We start from the raw sequence: 20,506 nt of genomic DNA, 5'->3' as shown, positions 1-20,506 counted from the left end.
CCCAGTTGCACTACCCAGGGGCGCGAGGAACGGCGCGACAAGCCACCGGAGTGGTGTGTCGCCGCACGAGCAGGGCCATCCCGGCAGGGTGGTTGCTCGCGCAGTTCCCCGCGCCCCTTGGCGCGCCTGCGGCGCGGAAGCGCGTCAGTTGGCGCGGTCGAAGTCCACGGCGCTGTACGCGCGGAGCTTGGACAGGCGGTGGACGCTGTCGATCTGGCGGATCGTGCCGCTCTTCGAGCGCATGACGAGCGAGCTCGTCGTCGCGGTCTCCTGGCGGTAGTGGACGCCGCGCAGCAGCTCGCCGTCGGTGATGCCGGTCGCCACGAAGAACACGTTCTCGCCGCTGACCAGGTCGTCCGTGAGCAGCACGCGGTCCAGGTCGTGTCCGGCGTCCAGCGCCTTCTGGCGCTCCGCCTCGTCCTTGGGCCAGAGCTTGCCCTGGATCACGCCGCCCAGGCACTTGATCGCGCAGGCCGCGATGATGCCCTCGGGCGTGCCGCCGACGCCCAGCAGCAGGTCGACGCCGGTGCCCTCGCGGACCGCCATGATCGCGCCCGCGACGTCGCCGTCCGAGATGAACTTGATCCGCGCGCCGGCCGCACGGATCTCCTGCGCCAGCTTCTCGTGGCGCGGGCGGTCCAGCAGGACGACGGTGACGTCCTCCGGCCCTATCCCCTTCGAGCGCGCCACGGCACGCACGTTGTCGGCGACGGGGGCGTTGATGTCGACGAGACCGGCCGCTTCCGGGCCCGCGACGAGCTTGTCCATGTAGAAGACCGCGCTCGGGTCGAACATGGTGCCGCGGTCCGCCACCGCGAGCACGGCCACGGCGTTGGGCATGCCCTTGGCCGTCAGCGTGGTGCCGTCGATCGGGTCGACCGCGACGTCGCACTCCGCACCGGTGCCGTCGCCGATCCGCTCCCCGTTGAAGAGCATCGGGGCTTCGTCCTTCTCGCCCTCGCCGATGACGACGATGCCGTTCATCGAGACGGTGTGGACGAGGGTGCGCATGGCGCGGACGGCCGCTCCGTCCGCTCCGTTCTTGTCACCCTTGCCGACCCAGCGACCGGCGGCCATGGCGGCGGCCTCGGTCACCCGGACGAGTTCGAGGGCGAGGTTGCGATCAGGCGCCTCCGGGGCGACCTCCAGAGACGAGGGCAGACGGTGCTGGTGCTGCTCGGTCATCGAATTTCGTACCTCTCTGTACGCCGACGGCCGGAATGAGGGTCCTGCGATCGTATCCGCGACCTGGGAAAATGTCTGTGGCGCCCGGCACGTCCCGGCCGTGGCGGCACCGCAGCGGGGGACCCGGTGGCGGGGTGGCCTGGGGCGATGGGTCACCATGGTGGGGTGGCAACCGAGAACGTGACAGTACGCAAGCGGCCGGGGATGGCCGCCAAATCCGTGCGCGACATGGTGCTGTCGCTGGCCGCGGTGCTGGCGGCGGGCATAGTGATCTACTTCTTCATCCCGCACAGCGGCGGTGACGGCGTGCACCCGGTCGCGTACCAGGACTCGGTCCTCTCCGCCCGCCGTGCCGCGCCCTACCCGCTGCTCGCGCCGCAGGGCCTGTCCTCGGGCTGGAACGCGACGGCGGTGAACTACGACGGCTCCAACCCGCAGGGCGCGGTCTGGACCCTCGGCTTCATCGACCCGGACAAGCAGTACGTCGCGATCAAGCAGAGCAACGGCGCCGCGGACGCGTTCATCCACGACGCGACCGTCGACGGCGAGAAGCAGTCCGCGACGACGCTGGTCAACGGCGTCGCCTGGACCCACTACCAGGGCAGCCGCTACCAGGCGCTGGTCCTGGTCGGCCCGAAGGGCACCACGGTCGTCTTCGGCACCGAGACCTTCGCCAAGCTCGGCGACTTCGCCGCGAAGCTCACCGATCACTGACGCCGCAGGAAGCAGGCAGCACAGAACGGCCCCGACCGGGCGGTACTCGGTCGGGGCCGTTCTGTTCGTTCGTGCTGCGGTGGGCTGCTGCCGCCGGGGATCAGACGGTGGTGACGACCTCGTCGAAGGCGAGGCGCGGGCTGCGCGGGAACCAGGCGTTCTCGCCCGGCTTGCCGATGTTCACCACGGCGAGGACCTGGTGGTCGCCGTCCGTGAAGAACTCCTTGTTGATGCCCTCGGCGTCGAAGCCGGTCATCGGGCCGGCGGCCAGGCCGGCGGCGCGGACGCCGATGATGAAGTAGCCGACCTGGAGCGCGGCGTTGAACGAGCCGGCCGCCTCGCGGACCGGGCGCTCGCCGAAGATCGCGTCCTTGGCCTGCGGGAAGTGCGGGAACTGCGTCGGCAGCTCCTCGTGGAACTCGTGGTCCGTGGCCAGGATGGCGACCAGCGGGGCCTGGGCGGTCTTCTGCTTGTTCCCGTCCATGAGGTGCGAGACCAGACGCTCGCGGGCCTCGGGAGAACGGACCAGCACGATGCGCAGCGGCTGCATGTTCATCGACGTCGGCGCGTACTTGACCAGCTCGTAGATCGCCTGGACCTGCTCGTCGGTCACCGGCTCGTCGGTGAAGGTGTTGGCCGTGCGGGCCTCACGGAAGAGCAGGTCCTGGGCGGCGGTGTCGAGAGCGAGGACGTCGGAAGTCATGGTCACACCTCTGAAAGATCTGGATGAAGGCGGCTCGGGGGCGCCGCCTTCGGGATCCAACGTAGGTGATGCTTCAACTATTTCCAAAACAGATAACGGGAAAGTGATCCCTGTCACTCGTCCTCGTCGGCCTCCACCAGGTCGCCTGCGCCTGCGTCCGCCGCCTCGCCCTCGGCGAGCGCCGCGTCCAGCCGGGCCCGGGCACCGTCGAGCCAGCGTTCGCACACCTTGGCGAGCTGCTCGCCGCGCTCCCACAGCGCCAGCGACTCCTCCAGGGTGCCGCCACCCGTCTCCAGCCTGCGCACGACGTCGAGCAGCTCGTCCCGAGCCTGCTCGTAGCCCATCGCGTCCTGCGCGGCGGCCGCGTCGTCCGCCGTGGCCTCCTGCTTTGCCTGCTTCGCCATGAGCCCAGCTTATGAAACCCGACTGACATCGTGTGAGGGCGCGGCTAGGGTCCGCGCCATGACCTCCGTACGCGCAGCAGTGCCAGACGACGCCCCCGAGTTGGTCCGCCTCAGGGAGGTGATGTTCGCCGCGATGCAGGGCGGCATGCTCGACCCGGACGCGCCGGACGGCTGGAAGCCGCTCGCCGAGAGCATCCTGCGGAAGAGCCTGGCCGAGGGGGAGGGCGGACAGCCGGCCTTCGGCGTCTTCGTCGTGGACGACGAGGAGCGGCCAGGCCGCCTCGCGGCCTGCGCGGTCGGGACGCTGGAACAGCGCCTGCCGGCGCCGGGGCACCCCGACGGCCTCTTCGGCTTCATCTTCAACATCTGCACCGACCCCGACCGCCGGCGTCGCGGCCACGCCCGCGCCTGCACGGAGGCGCTGCTCGCCTGGTTCGACGCGAGGGGCGCCACCCGCCTCGACCTCCACGCCAGCGAGCTGGGCCAGGACCTCTACCGCAGCCTGGGCTTCCACGAGCACTCGGTCGCGCTCTCGCGCACCACCCTGCGCTGACGCCGCCGCGCTCGCTTCGGCCGCCTCCGTCGCTCGCGGCGGAACCGGGGCCGGGTGTCAGCTCCCGGTGACCGTCACGGTGAACTCGCCCTCCGCGACCCGCGCACGGAGGGTCTCGCCCGCCGCGACCTCGTCCGCCGCCCGCACGACCGCGCCGTCCTCGGCGCGCTGGAGCACCGCGTAGCCGCGCTGCAGCGTCGCCGCGGGGGAGAGGGCGACCACCCGCGCCAGTGTGTGGTGCAGCTCCGTGGAGGCGCGGTCCAGGCGGTGGCCCAGCGTGCGCCGGGAGCGTTCCACCAGCGAGCGCACCTCCGCCGCCCGGTCGTCGACCAGACGGTGCGGTGCGGACATGGCCGGGCGGCTGCGAAGGCTCGCCAGAGCCGCCTCCTCCCGGTGCAGCCGCCCCTCTGTCGTCCGGCGTGCCCGGTCGCGCAGCGCGTGCACCCGGGCGAGCTCCTCGCGCACGTCGGGCACGACCCGCTTGGCCGCGTCGGTCGGCGTCGAGGCGCGCAGATCGGCGACGAAGTCGAGCAGGGGCTGGTCGGGCTCGTGCCCGATCGCGCTGACCAGCGGTGTCCGGGTTTCGGCGACCGCGCGGATCAGCGCCTCGTCGGAGAAGGGCAGCAGATCCTCGACGCTGCCGCCGCCGCGCGCCACGATGATGACGTCCACGTCCGGGTGGGCGTCCAGCTCCTTGATCGCACCGATCACCTCGGGCACCGCGTAGACGCCCTGCACCGGCACGTTGCGCACCTCGAAGCGGACCGCGGGCCAGCGTCGCCTGGCGTTCTGCAGCACGTCGCGCTCGGCGGCGCTGGCCCGGCCCGTCACCAGCCCGATGCACTGCGGCAGGAACGGCAGCGGGCGCTTCCGCTCGGCGGCGAACAGGCCCTCGGCGGCCAGGCCGCGCTTGAGCAGCTCCAGCCGGGCCAGCAGATCACCCAACCCCACCAGGCGGATCTCGGCCGCCCGCAGGGAGAGCGTGCCGCGGGGTGCGTACCACTCGGGCTTGGCCTGCACGACGACGCGCGAGCCGGGCTGCACCAGGCCGGCCACCGGATCGAAGACGGAGCGGTAGCAGGTGACGGAGATCGAGACGTTCTGCGAGGGATCACGCAGCGTCAGGAAGACGACCCCGGCCCCCGGCCGCGGATTCAGCTCCGTGATCTGGCCCTCGACCCACACCGCGCCGAGGCGGCTGATCCAGCCGCCGATCAGCTGGGAGACGCGGCTGACCGGGATCGGGGCGTCGGGGGAGGTCTCGAGTGCCATGCCCCGAGCCTACGGCCAGCCGCCGACAGAACGGCCCCGGAACCGACACCGCGTCAGCTGCGGCCCCGCCGGTTCTCCACCCGCCTGATCCTCCGCTCGGCGGGGGAGCCGGATCGGTCGGAAGGAGGTTCGGGCGGGGGTCCGGGACGGCGGAGGAGCCTCGGTCGGAGCCAGTTGGGTGGGGCGGGGCCCGGGACGGGAGAGGAGACCCGGGACGCGGGAGGAGGCTCGGGCGGAGGCCTGGGACGGGGAAGGAGGCTCGGGCGGGCAGCCGGCTCGGTGCAGTGGAGGCCCGGGACGGGGTGGAGGCTCGGGACGGTGGGGCGGGCGCTCGGGCGGGAGCTGGCTGGGGGTCTGGCGCGGGTGGAGGGGAAGCTCCCGGTCACTTGTCACCGGCCTGGTGCTCCCGCGGTCCGCTCGGCTGCGCGGGCGCGCCCCGGGGCGCCCGGTCGGGCCCTGAGCCGGGCGAGACCTGGCGGTAGGCTGGGCCTCATGTCTGCTACCGCTGCACGTCGTGTCCTGCTCGCCGCTCCGCGCGGCTACTGCGCGGGCGTCGACCGCGCCGTCATCGCTGTGGAGAAGGCCCTGGAGCAGTACGGGGCGCCGATCTACGTGCGCAAGGAGATCGTCCACAACAAGTACGTGGTGCAGACGCTCGAGAAGCAGGGTGCGATCTTCGTCGACGAGACGGAGGAGGTGCCCGAGGGCAACATCGTGGTCTTCTCCGCCCACGGCGTCGCGCCGTCCGTCCACGACGAGGCGAAGGCCGGAAAGCTCGCGACGATCGACGCGACCTGCCCGCTGGTCACCAAGGTGCACAAGGAGGCCGTCCGCTTCGCCGAGGAGGACTACGACATCCTGCTCATCGGCCACGAGGGCCACGAAGAGGTCATCGGCACCATGGGCGAGGCGCCGGAGCGCACCCACCTGGTCGACGGCGCCGAGGACGTGGCCAAGGTCAAGGTCAGGGACGAGTCCAAGGTCGTCTGGCTCTCCCAGACCACCCTTTCGGTGGACGAGACGATGGCCACGGTCGGCGCCCTGAAGCAGCGCTTCCCGCTGCTGACCAGCCCGCCCAGCGACGACATCTGCTACGCGACGCAGAACCGCCAGGTGATCATCAAGCAGATCGCGGCCGAGGCGGACCTGGTCGTCGTGGTCGGCTCGAAGAACTCCTCCAACTCGGTCCGCCTGGTCGAGGTCTCGCTGGAGGCCGGCGCGAAGGACGCCCACCTGGTCGACTTCGCCGACGAGATCGACGAGGCCTGGCTGGAGGGTGTGGCCACGGTCGGCGTCACCAGCGGCGCGTCCGTGCCGGAGATCCTGGTCAAGGGCGTGCTCGCCTGGCTCGCCGAGCGCGGCTTCGGCGACGTCGAGGAGGTGCGCTCGGTGGAGGAGCACCTGCAGTTCTCGCTCCCCAAGGAGCTGCGCCGCGACCTGCGCGCCGAGCTCGACGCGGCGCCGGGAAGTCCCGAGTAGCGGGCGAGCGGAGGGCGCCCGACGTAGCGTGGAGCGCGTGAATGTCTTCGGAGTGGACATCGGCGGTTCCGGCATCAAGGGCGCTCCCGCGGATCTCGACCGCGGTGAGCTGGCCAGTGAGCGCTTCAAGGTGCTCACCCCACAGCCTTCCGAGCCCAAAGCGGTGGTCGAGGCGGTCCGCGAGGTCGTGGGCCACTTCGACTGGGCCGGCCCCGTCGGGCTCACCTTCCCCGGCGTCGTCGTCGACGGCACCACGCGGACGGCGGCCAACGTCGACAAGGGATGGATCGGCACGGACGCGGCCGCGCTCTTCAGCGAGGGGCTCGGAGGCCGCCCGGTCGCCGTGGTGAACGACGCCGACGCGGCGGGCCTGGCCGAGGTCCGCTTCGGCGCGGGTCGCGGGCGCGAGGGTGTCGTGCTGATGCTGACGCTCGGCACGGGCATCGGCAGTGCGCTCTTCGTCGACGGCGCGCTGGTCCCGAACACCGAGCTGGGCCACCTGGAACTCCACGGCAAGGACGCCGAGCGGCATGCGAGCTCGGCGGCGCGGGAGAAGCACGACTGGTCCTGGCAGGAGTGGGCCGAGCGGCTCGACGACTACTTCGGCATGGTCGAGATGCTGTTCTCACCGAAGCTGATCATCATCGGCGGCGGCGTCAGCCGTAAGGCGGACAAGTTCCTCCCCCTGCTGAAGCCCCTGCGGGCGGAGATCGTCCCGGCCCAGCTCCAGAACGACGCCGGCATCATCGGCGCCGCGATGCAGGCCTCCAGGCTGGCCGTGCAGGCCTGACGGTCCGTTGCCCCCTCTTTCGAGCGGCGCGAGCCCCCACTGATCCTCCGCCTGCGGCGAACTGCGCGACAAGCCAGATGGCCTGTCGCGCAGCGTCCGTTCACGGCACGGCTGCCGAGGTCGCTCAGACTCCCGGTACGGCCCAGGGCTGCCGGCCGCCCCAGACCACGACCCGGGGCCTCGCGGAGCGACGGCGGTGCGCCGTCCAGGCCATGCCTGCGGCTCCGGAGGTTGCGGTCGCCCCGATGACGAGGGCCAGGGCCACGGGCAGCAGGGAGGACCCGTGCAGCACCGCGATCCACCCCAGCGACAGGCCGATCGCGGGCACCAGCAGCAGCGCGATGCGCGTCGGAAGCCGCAGGGACGCGGCCAGCAGGGCCACGGTCAGGCCCAGCACGATCGCGGGCCCGACGGTCACGGCGAGGCCCACGGCCAGGAAGAGCAGCAGAAAGAAGATCATGGCAGGCACTCCGAGTCCCCCGGGGAGCCGCGGCCGGGCTCGGCGGCGGTCGGCGACGTGAGGCTCCGGTTCCGCGGGCCCCGCGCTGCACGGCATCATCCTGCCAAGGTTTTTGAACATGTTCAATATCTGGGGACAGTACCCGTCAGGGCGCCTTGCGGCGGGCGTGCGCCAGCGAGAAGTGGCGGGCCAGGGCGATGGCGACGCTGAGGGCGGTGCCGGCGAAGAGCCAGCCCGCGTCGACCGCGAGGGACTCGGCGAGACCGATCACGCGACCGCCCCAGCCACCCCCGGGGTCCTTGCCGAAGAGCAGCAGCGCAACGGCGAAGCAGATGGGCCCGCTGATCGGCGCGGCCGCCAGGTCCGAGGACCGGACGCGTACCGACGCCTGGAAGCAGACCGCGAGGTAGGCCAGGCCCAGAAGTACGCCCGAACTGTCGAACAGGAGCTCGTCCAGGCCGCCGCCGGCCAGCACGCCGACGAGGACGAACAGGCCGCAGCCGACAGCGGTGAGCCGCTGGGGGGTCCGGGCGGGGGCGGTCTGCGGACGGGCCGCGCGCGCCGCGGCCTCGGGGGAGCGCGCAGGCTTCGGCAGGGCCACGTTCCGCTCCCGCTCTGGCTGAGTGCTGCTGCTTCGGTACTCCACAACACCAACGTAAGGTCGGATTAATGCCACATAAGGGGACGGACACGCCGAGAGTTCGTTCGGGTCACCCGATTGAGCCGTTCGGGCGGCATCGCGGCGAACCGTAGACTGGGGGGCTGTACGCTCGCCCCTCGAACCCGGGACTCCGCCACATGTCGCTCTCGATCGGAATCGTCGGCCTGCCGAACGTCGGCAAGTCGACCCTGTTCAACGCCCTGACCAAGAACGATGTGCTCGCGGCCAACTACCCCTTCGCCACCATCGAGCCCAACGTCGGCGTCGTCGGCGTGCCGGACGCGCGGCTGGCCGTGCTGGCGAAGATCTTCGGTTCGCAGCGGGTGCTCCCGGCGACGGTCGACTTCGTCGACATCGCGGGCATCGTGCGCGGCGCGAGCGTCGGCGAGGGCCTGGGCAACAAGTTCCTCGCGAACATCCGCGAGTCGGACGCGATCTGCCAGGTCATCCGGGCCTTCGAGGACCCGGACGTGGTGCACGTCGACGGCAAGGTCTCGCCGAAGGACGACATCGAGACCATCAACACCGAGCTGATCCTGGCCGACCTGCAGACCATCGAAAAGGTGGTGCCCCGGCTGCAGAAGGAGTCCCGCCTCAAGAAGGAGTCGGCGGCCCAGCTGGTCGCCGTCGAGGCGGCGCAGAAGGTCCTGGAGTCCGGCAAGACCCTCTTCGAGGTCGGCTTCGACAAGGAGTCGATCCGCGACCTCCACCTGCTGACGGTCAAGCCCTTCCTCTACGTCTTCAACGTCGACGAGGACGAGCTCACCAACGAGGAGTTCAAGGACGCCCAGCGCGCGCTGGTGGCCCCGGCCGAGGCGATCTTCCTCAACGCCAAGATCGAGTCCGAGCTGATCGGCATGGACGAGGGCGACGCCCTCGAGCTCCTCCAGTCCATGGGCCAGGAGGAGGCCGGCATGGCCACCCTCGGCCGCGTCGGCTTCGAGACCCTCGGCCTGCAGACCTACCTCACGGCCGGCCCGAAGGAGGTGCGCGCCTGGACCATCAAGAAGGGCGCGACCGCCCCCGAGGCCGCCGGTGTGATCCACACGGACTTCCAGAAGGGCTTCATCAAGGCCGAGGTCGTCTCCTTCGACGACCTGGTCGACTGCGGTTCCATTCCCGAGGCCCGCGCCAAGGGCAAGTCCCGCATCGAGGGCAAGGAGTACGTGATGCAGGACGGCGACGTGGTGGAGTTCCGCTTCAACGTCTGACGCCTGGGCTGGTCTTGCAGGCCAGGCCATGAGAATCGAACATGCTGTTCAGAGCCCTGGCGGCCCGGCCACTCTTCGGAGTGTTCCGGGCCGTTCCTGTGTGCTTCCGGGCACGGTGGTGACGTGGTGGCGACTGGCCTGGCGGCGTATCAGCTTCCTGAAGGCGCCCGGCGATGATCAGTTTCCAGTCATCGAAACTCCTCCCACGTGCACCATCCGGCACAGGGTCGGGAGCATCGAACTCGACACCGGGCGAGAAGGGGGCCAGGCATGAAGCTCACGAAGCTGGTTGGCGCCCCGATGGAGCCATTGAGCTGGAGCCAGCCGCAGGGGAACGTGGGTTGGCGTGCGGCCAGCAAGGTCGCGTGCGCTTCGTCGAGGTCGCCGCCCTTCGATTGCTACTGCGTGGAACCCCACGGCTTTGGCTTTGTCGGGAGAAGATGACGAGGGATCCGTCGCTGACTTCGCATTGAGTCCAGGCTTGAGTAGTACCCGAGGTTGATATTCACGGCGAGCACGTGCTCATGACCTTCCAGGACGGCATCTGGAATCTTCCAGTATTCAGTCCCGCTGGACTCGAGTGCGAGGTAATTCCGCGTGTTGATATGCATCCGACTGGGGTCTTGATCCAGTGGGGTCTGTTCTCCGCGACTGCACCAGGACAGCGCTATGTAAGGCGAGGAATTACGCCCGCCCCACGGCGCTACGACATCCTCGGCGGGTCGAGGGCCCGCCACGGGGATAGGCTGCCACTCCAGCATTGCATAGCCGTTGTCGCCCTCCCACGGCCTCATTGGCAACGGCGCGATTCTCTTCCATCCTGCCGCCGACATGGTCTCGGCAATTTTTTCGAGACGCTCGCCCGGGTCTCCATCGAACCCGTAGACCGCGATGACGTTGCGAGTGCATCCCACGCTCGGTACGTGTCGGGGCGCTGCGACGGAAAAGTGAAACATCGAGCGCACGGCGCCGTGGCAGTAGTCCCACGTGTCGACGCCGAACCGGTGCAGCCAAGGGGATTCGCATTCGAGAATGTTCAGGTTCTCATCCAGCCAGGACACTGCGGAGGCGTGAAGGTCGATAAATTCCTGCCCGCGGGTCCATCGAGACAGGTTGAATTGCCTTCTGCTGAGCAGAGCGGCCCCGAGTACCCGTGCGGGGGCATTGATTGTCTGGATCATGAGAGGGGACAGTTGCATGTCAGCAGTCCTCCTTGGCGGGCGGTCCCCGTTTCCTGCGTGCTGATCATGGGATCGTCGGCAGGGCTGATCGGCAGCCTACTGGCGTGGACGTCAACGAACTCGGCCATCGGCCGAACTCGTTGACGCCCACGGTTGCTCAGGCGGCTGGCAACGCCGGAGCGTGCCTCGTCAGCACGAGATCTTTCCGGTCAGGCACTGGTTGATGAGGGTGGCGTATTCCGCTTGCCCGGCCTGGTTCGGGTGGAAGAAGCCCGCTCTGGCCCGGGTGAGCGACGGTGCTATGAGCCAGGGGCTGCTGTCGCAAAGGGCATGCCCGATGAATGCCGGCTGCGGGTTGACATATTGGATGTCGGCTCCACCATGTTCCTGAACTACCGGGACTGGTCGGGTTAGGCGGGTATTCGTAGGGATGGCCGATCACGACGATGTCGGCACTCGGGGCCCAGCGAAGCATTCTCGTTCTTCAGCATCGATTCGAAGTCACGGGGAGAAGCGGCCCCATACGGTGCCATGCTCTGCGCGTGCCCACCGTACCGACTGTTGTAGTGGACAGTGATCCGCGTCGCCGTCGGCTTTGCGCCCGACGCGGGGCGCTCAGAGACCGCTCGGATGGCTGGACAGCCAGGCGGCGTGCCGATCGCGCAGCCGATCCCGCTCTTGGGGTGTGGCGACGAGGACGTCGGCACCGCCGTCGTAGGGATGGTGGATGCGCTGCATCTGAGTGTCGGTGATGAGGACGCCTGCCAGCCTGTCATCGGCGATGTCTCGCAGCATCCCGTCGATGCAGCCGTGTCGCCACGGCCGGCTGGAGACGAAGAGGTGGCAGTAGGCGCGGAACTCCGGGTCGGGGTCGTCCTCCACGAGCAGGCTCTGCCAGTAGTCGCCGCCCGGTCGGTGCGCCGGGAGGTCGGGCTCGTTGGTCCACAGGGGAGTGATGACGTACACGTCCGTCCCGGCGAACAGCTCGTCGAGGACGGCGTTGTACCGCTCCAGGACGATGGCGTACTCACCCTCGTCCTCTGCATAGCGCTTCGACTCCGGGAGACTGTGGAAGCGTACCCAGACGTCACGGTAGGGACCGCGGAGCTTGTATCCGACGGGAGGGCAGAAGGGCCATCGCCGTTCCCACAGCTCCGTCAACACTGCCTGCTCGACTCCGGCCACCCGCAGCACCCTGCCTCTCGCATGCCCCAACGCACCGGCGACCATGGTGCCCGATGCACCGGCCGGCCGATGGTCACGGGCAGAGGAACGCCCCCAGGGCCTCCGCGCCCTCGGTGAAGAAGGAGGCCGAGTAGGGGCAGTCGGCTGCCGCGTGGGGGCGGAGGTGGAGGTCGAAGCGGAGGAGGCCGAGGAGGAGGGCCCAGGCGAGGACGGCGCGGTGGGGGCCGGTGGCGTGGGCGAGGTGGGTGAGGGGGCGGCGGTGTCGGGGAGGGGGTGGGCGTCGAGGAGGGCGAACTGGTGGGGGTGGTCCAGGGCCCAGGCGCGGGCGGCGGCGCAGAGGGAGTGCCAGCGGGCGGGGGCGGACGGGCCTTCGGCCGCCGGGGCCAGACGTTCGGCGAGGGACTGGTGCGCGTCGGCGGCCAGAGCCTCCAACAGGCTCTCGCGGCTGGGGAAGTAGCGGTACAGGGACGAGGAGACCACGCCCAGTTCGCGCGCGACGGCCCGCAGGGAGAGGTTCTCCTGTCCGTGCGCGGCCACCTGCCGCCAGGCGGCCGCCTTGATCTCCAGGACGACGCCCTCCCTGGCCCTGACCCGGACCGAACCGAAGGCCGGCCCGGTCATGAGGGCACTCCCACGCCGGCGGGCGACCGCAGCAGCCAGACGCCCGGACGCAGCTCCACCGCCGAGGGGGCCGGATGGCGCTGGCTGTTGTACCAGTCGACCAGGTGTTCCAGGATCCGGACGACGCTGCGCTGCCCGAACCTGCTCCACCGCTGGTCGCCGAAGTGCTCCGCGGCCAAGGAGAAGTCCTGGAAGCGACGCAGCGCGTCCTCCGCGCGGCCGCTCATCAGATCCACCAGCGCCAGCCCGCGGTCGATGTCGATGGCCGTGCGCCGGTCGGGCTCGTAGCCGGCGGCGGCGGTGTAGCAGCGTTCCGCGAGGGCGACGTCGCCGTCGCTGAGCGCGGTGTCGCCGCTTCCGATCAGGCAGCGGGCGATTCCTGACGGGTCGTCCAGGTCCTCGTACAGGCGCCGTGCCTCGGCGTAGTGGGCCGCGGCCTCCGCCGTGCGGCGCTGCTGCCAGGCGAGGTCGCCGAGGGCCAGCCGGGCTCCGGCGCGGCCGTGGCCGTCGTCGGCCCGCTCGGCCGCGTGCCGGGCCAGGTCGAGGAGCTCGGCCCACTCCTGGGTCCGCGCGGAAGCCTCGAGAAAGCCCCCGAAGGCCTCGACCAGCGAGCACACCAGCTGCCGGCGTCCGGCGGCGTACGCGTGGCGGATCGCGTCGCGCAGGCCGGTGCTCTCCTCCTGGAACCAGCGCGCAGGGGACGGCCCGACGATGCGGGCCGCGTCGATCGGCGCGCCCTCGACGTCGTGCAGGGCGTCCGGGGAGTCGGGGTCGGCCGGCCGGCCGCGGAGCGGGGTCCGGCCGGGCAGGAGCAGGCGGTCGGCATGGCGCGCCAGCGCCAGGTAGGCGCGGGCCAGCCGGTCGCCGGCCGCGGCGCGCTGCCGTTCGGTCTCCGTGGCGGCCAACTGCTCGCGCGCCAGCGCGCGCAGCAGTCGGTGGTAGGCGTAGCGCGGCGCGCCCTGGTGACCGGGGGCCGACACCTCCAGCAGCCGGGCCTCGACCAGCCTCTCCAGCAGCCGTTCCGTCGGACCTGGACGTCCGCCCAGCAGTGCGGCGGCCGCCCACAGGGTGAAGCCGGGTTCGGGAGCGAGCGAGAGCAGCCGGAAGGCCCGCTGCTCGGCCGCGCCGATCTCGCGGTAGCCGACCAGCAGGGCGGCCCGCACGTCCAGATCGCCGACGGACAGCAGGTCGAGGGAGTGATGCTCGTCGGCGAGCCGCTCCCGCAGGGTCGCCGCCGACCAGTGCGGACGCGCGCCCAGTGCCGCGCCCGCCACCCGCAGGGCCAGGGGCAGCCGACCGCAGAGCCGGACGATCCCGCCCGCGGCCGAGGGATCGTCGGTGATGCGCTCCCCGACCGCGTCGGCGAGCAGGCGCTCGGACTCACCGGCGGTCAGGACGTCCAGCGTCAGGTGCTTGGCGGACTCCAGGCCGACGAGGGCCCGCCGGCTGGTGACCAGCAGCACGCCGCGGTCGAGGGCGCCCGCCACCGGGTGCACCTGCTCCTCGGAGACCACGTCGTCGAGGATCAGCAGCAGCCGTCGTCCGCGCAGCGCCCGGCCCAACTCCCGCTGCGCGTCCGCCTCCACGTCGACGTCCGCCTCGGCGAGCAGGCGCGCCGACTCGACCCTTCGCAGCACCGCCAGCGCGACCGCCGCGGGATCGAGCGAGCGGTTGTCCGCGTCGCGCAGCCTGACCAGCACCTGTCCGTCGGGGAAGTGGTCGCCGTGGCGGCGGGCCAGCTCCACCACGAAGGCCGTCTTGCCGACGCCGGACCGGCCGGAGACGGCGAGCGTGCGGGTCGGCGCGACGTCGCCCTTGCCGGTCAGCAGGCGGTCGGCGGTGGCCAGGACGCGGTCCCGGCCGACCAGTTCGGGTGCGGCGGGCGGCAGCCAGAAGACCGGGGCCCGGCCGGCGCCGCGGTCCGTGCCGTGCCAGGCCAGCCCGGGGTCGGAGCGCAGGATGCGCTCGTGCAGTCGGGTCAGACCGGGGCCCGGCTCGACGCCGAGCTCGTCGATCAGGGCGCTTCGGAGGTCGCGGAACGCCTGCAGCGCGTCGGACTGCCGCTCGGAGCGGTACAGGGCGACCATCACATGGCCGTGCAGGGTCTCCCGGTAGGGGTGCTCGGCGGCCAGGGCCAGTAGTTCGGCGGTCAGTTCGCGGTGCAGGCCGATCCGCAGCTCGGCGGCGATCCGCAGCTCCAGCGCCGACAGACGCGACTCCTCCAGATGGACGGCGGCGGCGGAGAGCAGGGAGCCGTGCGGGACGCCCGAGAGGGCGGCGCCGGTCCACAGGCCCAGCGCCTCGCGCAGCCAGGACCGCGCCTCCTCGTGGTCGCCGCGCTCGTACGCGCGGCGGCCGCTCGCCGCCAGAGCCTCGAACCGGGTCAGGTCCAGCTCGTCCGGACCCACCGTCAGGCGGTAGCCGGGCGGTTGGGTCTGCAGCACCCCGTCCCTGGGCGCCATGCCGTCGGCTCCGCCGGACAGCAGGGTGCGCAGTTGGGAGATGTACACCTGAAGCGTGGTGGTGACGGTGCGCGGCGGTTCGTCGCCCCACAGCTCGTCGATGAGGGCCTCGGTGGAGACCACCTCGCCCTTCCTGACCAGGAAGGTGGCCAGCAGCACCCGCACCTTGGCCGCGGTGGGCGTGCGCGGTCTCATGGTCACCGGTCCCAGCACCCGGTATCGCATCCGGTCCCCCGTCCCCCTGTTGTGCTCCGTCGTACCCGTCGTACCCGTCGTACCCGTCGTACCCGTCGTACCTGTCGAGCCCGTCGCGTCCGTCCTGTCGCGGTGGTCAGCAGAGCTGCAGCACCGACGTCCTGATCACGCCGATCCGCCGGGCACCCTGGGCGAAGTGCAGCACGAACTCACGCACCGGCCGCCCCTGGGCGTCCCTGGTCGCGCAGCCGCCGGTCGACGTGCAGGTCAGCGGCAGGTCCGGTTCGGCGAAGCCCTGGAAGGAGGCGGACCACCTGGTCAGCACCGAGTCGGCGGGAGAGAAGCCCCCCAGGGTCGCGGCGTGCAGCAAGGACGTCTGCCGGCTCGCCTCCAGCAGCACCACCGAGGGCACGTGGTCGGGCGCGCCCTCGGCGTAGACGGGATGCCCCGGCTCGGCCGCCACCTGCAGCACCAGGGTGTCGTTGGGCCCCTCCTCGCAGTCGCCGACGACGACGTTGGCGGGGTCGGCCCGGCCCACCCTGCCCGCCTCGACGGGAGCGGGGACGCCGGTGAGGAAGGCCGCCGACGAGGCCGAGCCTGACGTCTCGCCGTCGGCGGAGCTCAGCGCCCGGCCCCGCCGACGGTGGTTCTGGTAGACCTTCGGCATCAGGAAGACGAGTCGGGCGGCGGCGCTGCCGGAGTCGGCCCCGTCGATCCGCAGCGCGGCCCGGCACTCCAGGCCGCGGGGCACGCCGCCCACGACGTCCGCCGGTTCGAGGACCAGGTCGAGTTCCAGATGGGCCGGACCGGCGCCGGCGCCGCGCCGCCAGGCGTCGACGGGCGCGGCCTCGATCTCGGTGGCGGCGAAGACCACCGGCCGCTCGGCGGGAACCCTGAAGTAGCGGTGCGCCACGAAGAGCGCGCTGCGTCGCAGCACCTCGACGGGCACGTGCAGGTCGTGGTGGCGGCTGTCGCCGTCGGTGTAGAGCGGGTGGTCCTCGGGGAGCGACAGGGACAGCCCGAACTCCTGGGGCAGCGCGGCCGTGGTGCCGTTCATCAGCCCTTCGAGCGTGTCCGGCCGGTGGGCCAGGTGGTAGGTGAGGGCCGGGGCCGGTCTGCTGATCTGCGTTTGCGTCATCGGACTCTCCCAGTCGTTCGGTCAGGGCCTGTCGGGACCGTCGTGCCCCGGGCGGCGCGTCTGCGCCGAAGCGGCGTGGCGGTAGGCGGTGAGGAGCAGCTGCCAGACGATCTCCACCTCGGCCTCGTCGCGCGGTGCGAAGACCAGCACGGAGCCTTCCGGCTCGGAGGCGGCGCCCCAGCCGGTGGCGATCACCTGCTCGGCCACCGGCGCGGGCAGCATGAGATGGAGACTTCCGTCGTAGACCGGGTGCAGATGACCGAACTCGGTCCCGGCGAAGAACGCCTGGGCCGGGCCGGCGGCGAGACTGTGGGAGAGGTGGCAGGCCCGGGTGCCGGGCAGGCAGACGAGCGAGGGGCCGATGCGCACCCCCGGCAGGGCGGCGGCCATCTGCAGCAGTACCCGCTGCAGGTCGGCCGGGGCGGACTGGGTGATCTGTTCGACACGCCCTCGGGTCGACACGAGCGGCGGTCGGCCCTCCCGCTGCGGCAGGTGGAGACCGCGGAGGTCCAGCCCGCCGGCCGGTCGTCCCTCGCTCGCGGTGTCCGGTTCCGGCCGATTGAGTGAGTGCATGCCATGAGTCTGCTCGCGCTCGATACCGTTTCGGTCGTAACTCGATCCCCATAGGGCGTACCAGGAAGGAACGGCTCGGGGAACGGAGGAACGCACGATGGTTGGCGTCCGCCAGGAACGTTCGATACCAAGGAGGTTCAGGCAATGAGGAAGCAGACCATGGCCGTTCGACTCGGGGCTCTGTTCGGCGCTGTGCTGTTGGGAATGCTCGCCGGCGCGGGCTCGGCGTCTGCCGACGACCACCTCAGCCCGATGGGGGCGAACCCGGGGACGTCCCAGGTGTCCGGCGGCTGAGAAAGCCCCGCGACACCCCGGCAACACCCCCGCAGCACGCCCGCGGCGCGCGTCCCCGACGCCCGACTTCCCCGGAAGCCGGGCGTCCCGCGTGTCCGGCCCCGCGCCTCCGCGCCCCCGCGCCCGCGGCTCAGCGGGTGCGGATGTGCCCGACCGGGATCCGCATCCCCTCGAAGAGCTCCCTGGCCCGCACGCTGTGCGTGCGGGCCTCCTCCGGGTCGCCCTCGGCCGTCGCGACCAGCGCGAGCAACTGCCGGGCCTCGGCCTCGCCGAGGCGGAAGTCCAGGCGCTCCGACTGGTCCAGCGCCCCTTCCAGGCAGCGGCGCGCGTCCGCGTACTCGGCGCAGGCGTAGTGGACCGAGCCGAGCACGTTGTTCATGGTGATGGTCCGTGACGGCTTCAGTCCGGACGGCATCATCTGCCGGATGGCGCCCGCGCAGCGCCTGGCCTGCGTCCGGTCGCCCAGCAGCAGGTGCACCTGGGTGAGCCTGGCCGCCACCATCGCGGTGTAGGCGCGGGTCCGCCGCTGCTGGCTGAGGCTCCAGGCACGCTCCAGGTGTCCCAGGGCCGACCGCGGATCGCCCTGCCCGACGTCCGCGTTGGCGAGGTTCACCAGGGCCAGGGTCTCGCCCTGGACCTCACCGAGCCCCTGGTACAGGCGGATCGCCTCACGGGCGGACGCGGCGGAGCGGTCGTAGTCGCCGAGGAAGCCGCAGGCGGAGCTGATGGAGACGGCGATCGCCGCCTGCTCGCGCGGGCCCCCGTGGCGGCGCTGGAGCTCCTGGGCCCGTTCCAGGTGCCGCAGGCTCTCGGCGAACTCGCCGAGTTGGCTGTGGAACAGCCCGATCCGGCTCAGGCAGGACGCCTCGATCCCCGGATCGCCGAGCTGGACCGCCAGCCGCAGGGAGCGTTGGGCCTGCTGCGTACCCTCCTGGTACCGGCTCAGGTTCCACAGCGCCACGGCGAGGTTCGTGGTGGCGATCTCCAGCAGGACGGGGTCGTCGGCGTCCTCGGCCGCGGCGACGGCGGCCTGCTCCACCTCAAGGTTCTCCGCCAGGTAGCCGTAGAGCGCCAGATACTCGCTGAGGTAGCGCGGCAGCATCACCGCGTGCCAGTGCAGTCCGCGTTCGCGGGCGAGCCGCACGGCGGCGACCAGATTGCCCTGCTCCCGGTGCAGCCAGGCCAGGGCCGTGTCGGGGTCGGCGAACTCGGGGCGCTCTCCGGCCGGTGCGGCCCCTGGCGGGCGGGGCGTCTGCTTGCCCGGGTAGAGCTGGTCGGAGGCGGCGGTCAGGGCGAGGTAGTAGTGGTCAAGCAGCCGTTCGACGGCCTGCTGGTCCTCCGCCGAGTCCACCGACTCGACCAGGTGGCGGGCGTAACTGCGGACCAGGTCGTGGCAGGCGTAGTGGTCCTGCGCGTGCTGGCCCAGCAGGTTCACGTCGACCAGGTCCTCCAGCTGCTCCATCGCGGCGTAGCGGTCGAGGCCGAGGAGCGCGGCGGCGGTGTCCGTGTCGAAGCTCCGGCCGGGGAGCATGCCCAGGCGACGGAACGCGACCTGCAGCTCCCTGCGCATCGCGAGATAGGAGAAGCTGACGCTGGCCGCCACGCTCCGGGCGCCGCCGCGCAGTTCGTGCAGCCTGCGGGCCTCGTCGCCGAGCCGCTCGACCAGGTGGGCCAGGGTCCAGCGGGGTCGGTCGGCCAGGCGGCCGGCGGAGATGCGCAGGGCGAGCGGCAGTCGCCCGCACAGGTCGATCAGCCGGAGCGCGTCCTCGGACTCGGCGGCCACCCGCTCCTCGCCCAGCAGCTGCACCAGCAGCCGTCGGCTGTCCTCGGGGGTCAGCACGTCGACGGGCATGGCCTGCGCCCCGTCCAGGTCGCTGAGCCGGACCCGGCTGGTGATCAGCACCAGGCTGCCGGAGGAGGCGGGAAGCAGTGGGCGCACCTGCTCGGCGTCGAAGGCGTTGTCGAGCAGCAGCAGGATTCTTCGCTGTGCGGTCGCGACCCGCCACAGGGCGATCCGCCCCAGCAGTTCGTCGGGGATGCGGTCGCCCGGCACGTTCAGCGTCCGCAGCAGCACGTCGAGGGCGGCGCCGGGATCGAGGGACGCCTGGCCCGGGGTGAAGCCGGCCAGGTCGATGTAGAGCTGGCCGTCGGGGAACCGGTCCGCGAGCGCGTGCGCGGCGTGGACGGCCAGCGCCGTCTTGCCCGAACCGCCCATCCCCTCCAGGCAGATGATGGTCGTCCGCGGGCCGGGCTCGCCCCGTTCGAGGAGATCGGCCAGCTCCTGGCGACGCCCGGTGAAGTCGGGGAGGTCATAGGGGAGCGAACTGGGGGCGGCGGCCTCGGCCGAGGTGTGGGTGTGCGTGTGGCTGTGCGTGGCACCGTGCGGGTGGCCGAGCGCACCGCCGTGCGTTCCCCTGGAGGAGTCGCCCCGACCGGGGCCGGCCGGGACGGAGGGGTGGGCAGGCTCCACGCCGGCGACGGGGCCCGAGAGTTCGGGGTTGCCGCGCAGGATGTCGGCGTAGAGCCTGGCGAGCTCGGGGCAGGGATCGATGCCGAGCTCGTCGGCCAGTTGCTCCCTGAGCCTGGTGTACTCCTCCAGCGCCTCGGCCTGCCGGGCCGAGCGGTACAGCGCCAGGATGAGGTGGCCGCGCAGCCGCTCCCGCAGCGGGTGCTCCGCGGCGAGCGGGCGCAGCTCGGCGACGAGTTCGGGCCCGGCCCCGAGCTCCAGGCGCAGCCCCATCAGCTCCTCGACGGCGGACAGCCGCGCCTCGGTGAGTTCGGCGAAGCCCGTGTCCAGCACCGGACCGCCGGCACCCGACAGCAGCGGGCCGCGCCACAGATCAAGTCCCGCGCGCAGCTGTTCGACGGCGTTCTCGCGCAGCCCGGCGGCGGCGGCCTCGCGGCTGCGGCGCACCCGTACGGTGAAGACGCTCAGGTCCAACTGCTCGGGGGCCAGCACGATCCGGTAGCCCAGACCCTCGTGCTGCAGTACCCGGTGGCCACCGGGGATGCGTCTACGGAGGTCGGCGACCATCTTGCGGATCTGGTGCATGCCGGTCGCCGGCGGGCTTCCGTCCCACACCGAATCCACCAGCCGGGTGAGCGTGACGGTCCGGCCGACCTCTAGCAGCAGCGCCGCGAGCATGCGCTCCTGCCGTGGTCCGCCGAGCGCGACGCGCCTGCCGTTGTGCAGGCACTCCAGTGGTCCGAGTACTGCGAAGGAAAGCCCATCCGGTACGTCCGCCCCCACCACGACCGATCCTCCCGCCTGCCACCCCCGGTAGCAGGGGTGGAACCACTTTGATCGCCGCTGCTCAGGCACGGAGTATAGGAGGCTCGAGGGACGCTAGGGAGTTGTCATGTGTTCAACTGCGAATACTTTTGGCACGGAATGGCGGTAGGTCAGGTTCCGGTACGGAGCGGTA

General features: G+C 71.5%; 18 protein-coding genes. 6 read left to right on the top strand and 12 right to left on the bottom strand.

The features are described 5' to 3' along the window. Window positions 1-144: 144 nt before the first annotated feature. Complete coding sequence (gene glpX / locus BS83_RS38855) at window positions 145-1,185, bottom strand: class II fructose-bisphosphatase (protein WP_037608003.1); 1,041 nt, start codon at window positions 1,183-1,185, stop codon at window positions 145-147. Between the two features lie 165 nt (window positions 1,186-1,350). Here glpX and BS83_RS38850 point away from each other — a divergent pair, with 165 nt between their 5' ends. Continuing rightward, window positions 1,351-1,899: a DUF4245 domain-containing protein gene (locus BS83_RS38850; protein WP_198035397.1), complete on the top strand. Its 549-nt coding sequence runs from the start codon at window positions 1,351-1,353 to the stop codon at window positions 1,897-1,899. Between the two features lie 100 nt (window positions 1,900-1,999). Here BS83_RS38850 and BS83_RS38845 read toward each other — a convergent pair whose 3' ends face one another. Then, window positions 2,000-2,602, bottom strand: coding sequence for a malonic semialdehyde reductase (locus tag BS83_RS38845; RefSeq protein WP_037607997.1), 603 nt, complete (start codon window positions 2,600-2,602; stop codon window positions 2,000-2,002). A 113-nt stretch (window positions 2,603-2,715) separates the two neighbouring features. Beyond that, window positions 2,716-3,006 carry an exodeoxyribonuclease VII small subunit gene (locus BS83_RS38840; RefSeq protein ID WP_037607995.1) on the bottom strand — a complete coding sequence of 97 codons (291 nt, stop codon included), beginning with the start codon at window positions 3,004-3,006 and terminating at the stop codon, window positions 2,716-2,718. 58 nt (window positions 3,007-3,064) lie between these two features. Here BS83_RS38840 and BS83_RS38835 point away from each other — a divergent pair, with 58 nt between their 5' ends. Then, window positions 3,065-3,559, top strand: coding sequence for a GNAT family N-acetyltransferase (locus BS83_RS38835; RefSeq protein ID WP_037607994.1), 495 nt, complete (start codon window positions 3,065-3,067; stop codon window positions 3,557-3,559). 57 nt (window positions 3,560-3,616) lie between these two features. Here BS83_RS38835 and xseA read toward each other — a convergent pair whose 3' ends face one another. Further along, the gene (gene xseA / locus BS83_RS38830; RefSeq protein ID WP_037607992.1) at window positions 3,617-4,831 is read right to left on the bottom strand and encodes an exodeoxyribonuclease VII large subunit; all 1,215 of its coding nucleotides are present in this window, start codon (window positions 4,829-4,831) and stop codon (window positions 3,617-3,619) included. Between the two features lie 492 nt (window positions 4,832-5,323). Between xseA and BS83_RS38825 the strand changes: the two genes are divergently transcribed. Then, the gene (locus BS83_RS38825; protein WP_037607990.1) at window positions 5,324-6,310 is read left to right on the top strand and encodes a 4-hydroxy-3-methylbut-2-enyl diphosphate reductase; all 987 of its coding nucleotides are present in this window, start codon (window positions 5,324-5,326) and stop codon (window positions 6,308-6,310) included. Between the two features lie 37 nt (window positions 6,311-6,347). Continuing rightward, window positions 6,348-7,100: a polyphosphate--glucose phosphotransferase gene (gene ppgK / locus BS83_RS38820; protein ID WP_037610919.1), complete on the top strand. Its 753-nt coding sequence runs from the start codon at window positions 6,348-6,350 to the stop codon at window positions 7,098-7,100. Between the two features lie 124 nt (window positions 7,101-7,224). Here the strand turns inward: ppgK and BS83_RS38815 are convergent, their stop codons facing one another. Both BS83_RS38815 and BS83_RS38810 read right to left on the bottom strand, forming a co-directional pair. Beyond that, window positions 7,225-7,560 (bottom strand): hypothetical protein, encoded by a 336-nt coding sequence (locus BS83_RS38815; protein ID WP_037607989.1) that lies wholly within the window; start codon window positions 7,558-7,560, stop codon window positions 7,225-7,227. A 145-nt stretch (window positions 7,561-7,705) separates the two neighbouring features. Beyond that, window positions 7,706-8,161, bottom strand: a complete 456-nt coding sequence (locus BS83_RS38810) for a DUF6542 domain-containing protein (RefSeq protein WP_051945040.1) — start codon at window positions 8,159-8,161, stop codon at window positions 7,706-7,708. A gap of 197 nt (window positions 8,162-8,358) precedes the next feature. Here BS83_RS38810 and ychF point away from each other — a divergent pair, with 197 nt between their 5' ends. Next, entirely contained in the window at window positions 8,359-9,432 is a 1,074-nt protein-coding gene (ychF, locus tag BS83_RS38805; protein ID WP_037607987.1) for a redox-regulated ATPase YchF, read from the top strand. 398 nt (window positions 9,433-9,830) lie between these two features. Here the strand turns inward: ychF and BS83_RS46040 are convergent, their stop codons facing one another. From BS83_RS46040 to BS83_RS38780, 5 genes are all read right to left on the bottom strand, one after another. Next, on the bottom strand, window positions 9,831-10,613 hold the full coding sequence (locus tag BS83_RS46040) for a hypothetical protein (protein WP_198035396.1): 783 nt from the start codon (window positions 10,611-10,613) through the stop codon (window positions 9,831-9,833). 615 nt (window positions 10,614-11,228) lie between these two features. Next, window positions 11,229-12,419, bottom strand: a complete 1,191-nt coding sequence (locus BS83_RS48110; protein ID WP_084714776.1) for a TetR/AcrR family transcriptional regulator — start codon at window positions 12,417-12,419, stop codon at window positions 11,229-11,231. Further along, complete coding sequence (locus BS83_RS38790; RefSeq protein WP_232248635.1) at window positions 12,416-15,076, bottom strand: AfsR/SARP family transcriptional regulator; 2,661 nt, start codon at window positions 15,074-15,076, stop codon at window positions 12,416-12,418. The genes BS83_RS48110 and BS83_RS38790 overlap by 4 nt, the downstream gene beginning before the upstream one ends. A gap of 136 nt (window positions 15,077-15,212) precedes the next feature. After that, window positions 15,213-16,214: an AfsA-related hotdog domain-containing protein gene (locus BS83_RS38785; protein WP_051945036.1), complete on the bottom strand. Its 1,002-nt coding sequence runs from the start codon at window positions 16,212-16,214 to the stop codon at window positions 15,213-15,215. Between the two features lie 21 nt (window positions 16,215-16,235). Beyond that, entirely contained in the window at window positions 16,236-16,787 is a 552-nt protein-coding gene (locus BS83_RS38780) for a luciferase domain-containing protein (RefSeq protein WP_051945033.1), read from the bottom strand. A gap of 144 nt (window positions 16,788-16,931) precedes the next feature. On the opposite strand from BS83_RS38780, the gene BS83_RS46025 reads away from it, so the two are divergent. Then, a complete protein-coding gene (locus BS83_RS46025) occupies window positions 16,932-17,081 on the top strand; it encodes a hypothetical protein (protein ID WP_157597490.1) in 150 nt (49 codons plus the stop codon). 130 nt (window positions 17,082-17,211) lie between these two features. Here BS83_RS46025 and BS83_RS38775 read toward each other — a convergent pair whose 3' ends face one another. Next, entirely contained in the window at window positions 17,212-20,226 is a 3,015-nt protein-coding gene (locus tag BS83_RS38775; protein ID WP_037607981.1) for an AfsR/SARP family transcriptional regulator, read from the bottom strand. Window positions 20,227-20,506: the final 280 nt, after the last annotated feature.

The sequence above is a fragment of the Streptacidiphilus rugosus AM-16 genome (assembly GCF_000744655.1).
GTDB classification, from domain to species: domain Bacteria; phylum Actinomycetota; class Actinomycetes; order Streptomycetales; family Streptomycetaceae; genus Streptacidiphilus; species Streptacidiphilus rugosus.
The sequence above is the reverse complement of the archived record's forward strand: the minus strand, read 5'-3'. Positions and strand labels throughout refer to the sequence as shown.

Bases quoted from the DNA above. Each gene is read 5' to 3' on its own strand.
- glpX (WP_037608003.1), bottom strand. From the start codon at position 1,185: ATGACCGAGCAGCACCAGCACCGTCTGCCCTCGTCTCTGGAGGTCGCC.
- BS83_RS38845 (WP_037607997.1), bottom strand. From the start codon at position 2,602: ATGACTTCCGACGTCCTCGCTCTCGACACCGCCGCCCAGGACCTGCTC.
- BS83_RS38840 (WP_037607995.1), bottom strand. From the start codon at position 3,006: ATGGCGAAGCAGGCAAAGCAGGAGGCCACGGCGGACGACGCGGCCGCC.
- BS83_RS38835 (WP_037607994.1), top strand. From the start codon at position 3,065: ATGACCTCCGTACGCGCAGCAGTGCCAGACGACGCCCCCGAGTTGGTC.
- xseA (WP_037607992.1), bottom strand. From the start codon at position 4,831: ATGGCACTCGAGACCTCCCCCGACGCCCCGATCCCGGTCAGCCGCGTC.
- BS83_RS38825 (WP_037607990.1), top strand. From the start codon at position 5,324: ATGTCTGCTACCGCTGCACGTCGTGTCCTGCTCGCCGCTCCGCGCGGC.
- BS83_RS38815 (WP_037607989.1), bottom strand. From the start codon at position 7,560: ATGATCTTCTTTCTGCTGCTCTTCCTGGCCGTGGGCCTCGCCGTGACC.
- ychF (WP_037607987.1), top strand. From the start codon at position 8,359: ATGTCGCTCTCGATCGGAATCGTCGGCCTGCCGAACGTCGGCAAGTCG.
- BS83_RS46040 (WP_198035396.1), bottom strand. From the start codon at position 10,613: ATGATCCAGACAATCAATGCCCCCGCACGGGTACTCGGGGCCGCTCTG.
- BS83_RS48110 (WP_084714776.1), bottom strand. From the start codon at position 12,419: ATGACCGGGCCGGCCTTCGGTTCGGTCCGGGTCAGGGCCAGGGAGGGC.
- BS83_RS38790 (WP_232248635.1), bottom strand. From the start codon at position 15,076: ATGAGACCGCGCACGCCCACCGCGGCCAAGGTGCGGGTGCTGCTGGCC.
- BS83_RS38785 (WP_051945036.1), bottom strand. From the start codon at position 16,214: ATGACGCAAACGCAGATCAGCAGACCGGCCCCGGCCCTCACCTACCAC.
- BS83_RS38780 (WP_051945033.1), bottom strand. From the start codon at position 16,787: ATGCACTCACTCAATCGGCCGGAACCGGACACCGCGAGCGAGGGACGA.
- BS83_RS46025 (WP_157597490.1), top strand. From the start codon at position 16,932: ATGAGGAAGCAGACCATGGCCGTTCGACTCGGGGCTCTGTTCGGCGCT.
- BS83_RS38775 (WP_037607981.1), bottom strand. From the start codon at position 20,226: ATGCTCGCGGCGCTGCTGCTAGAGGTCGGCCGGACCGTCACGCTCACC.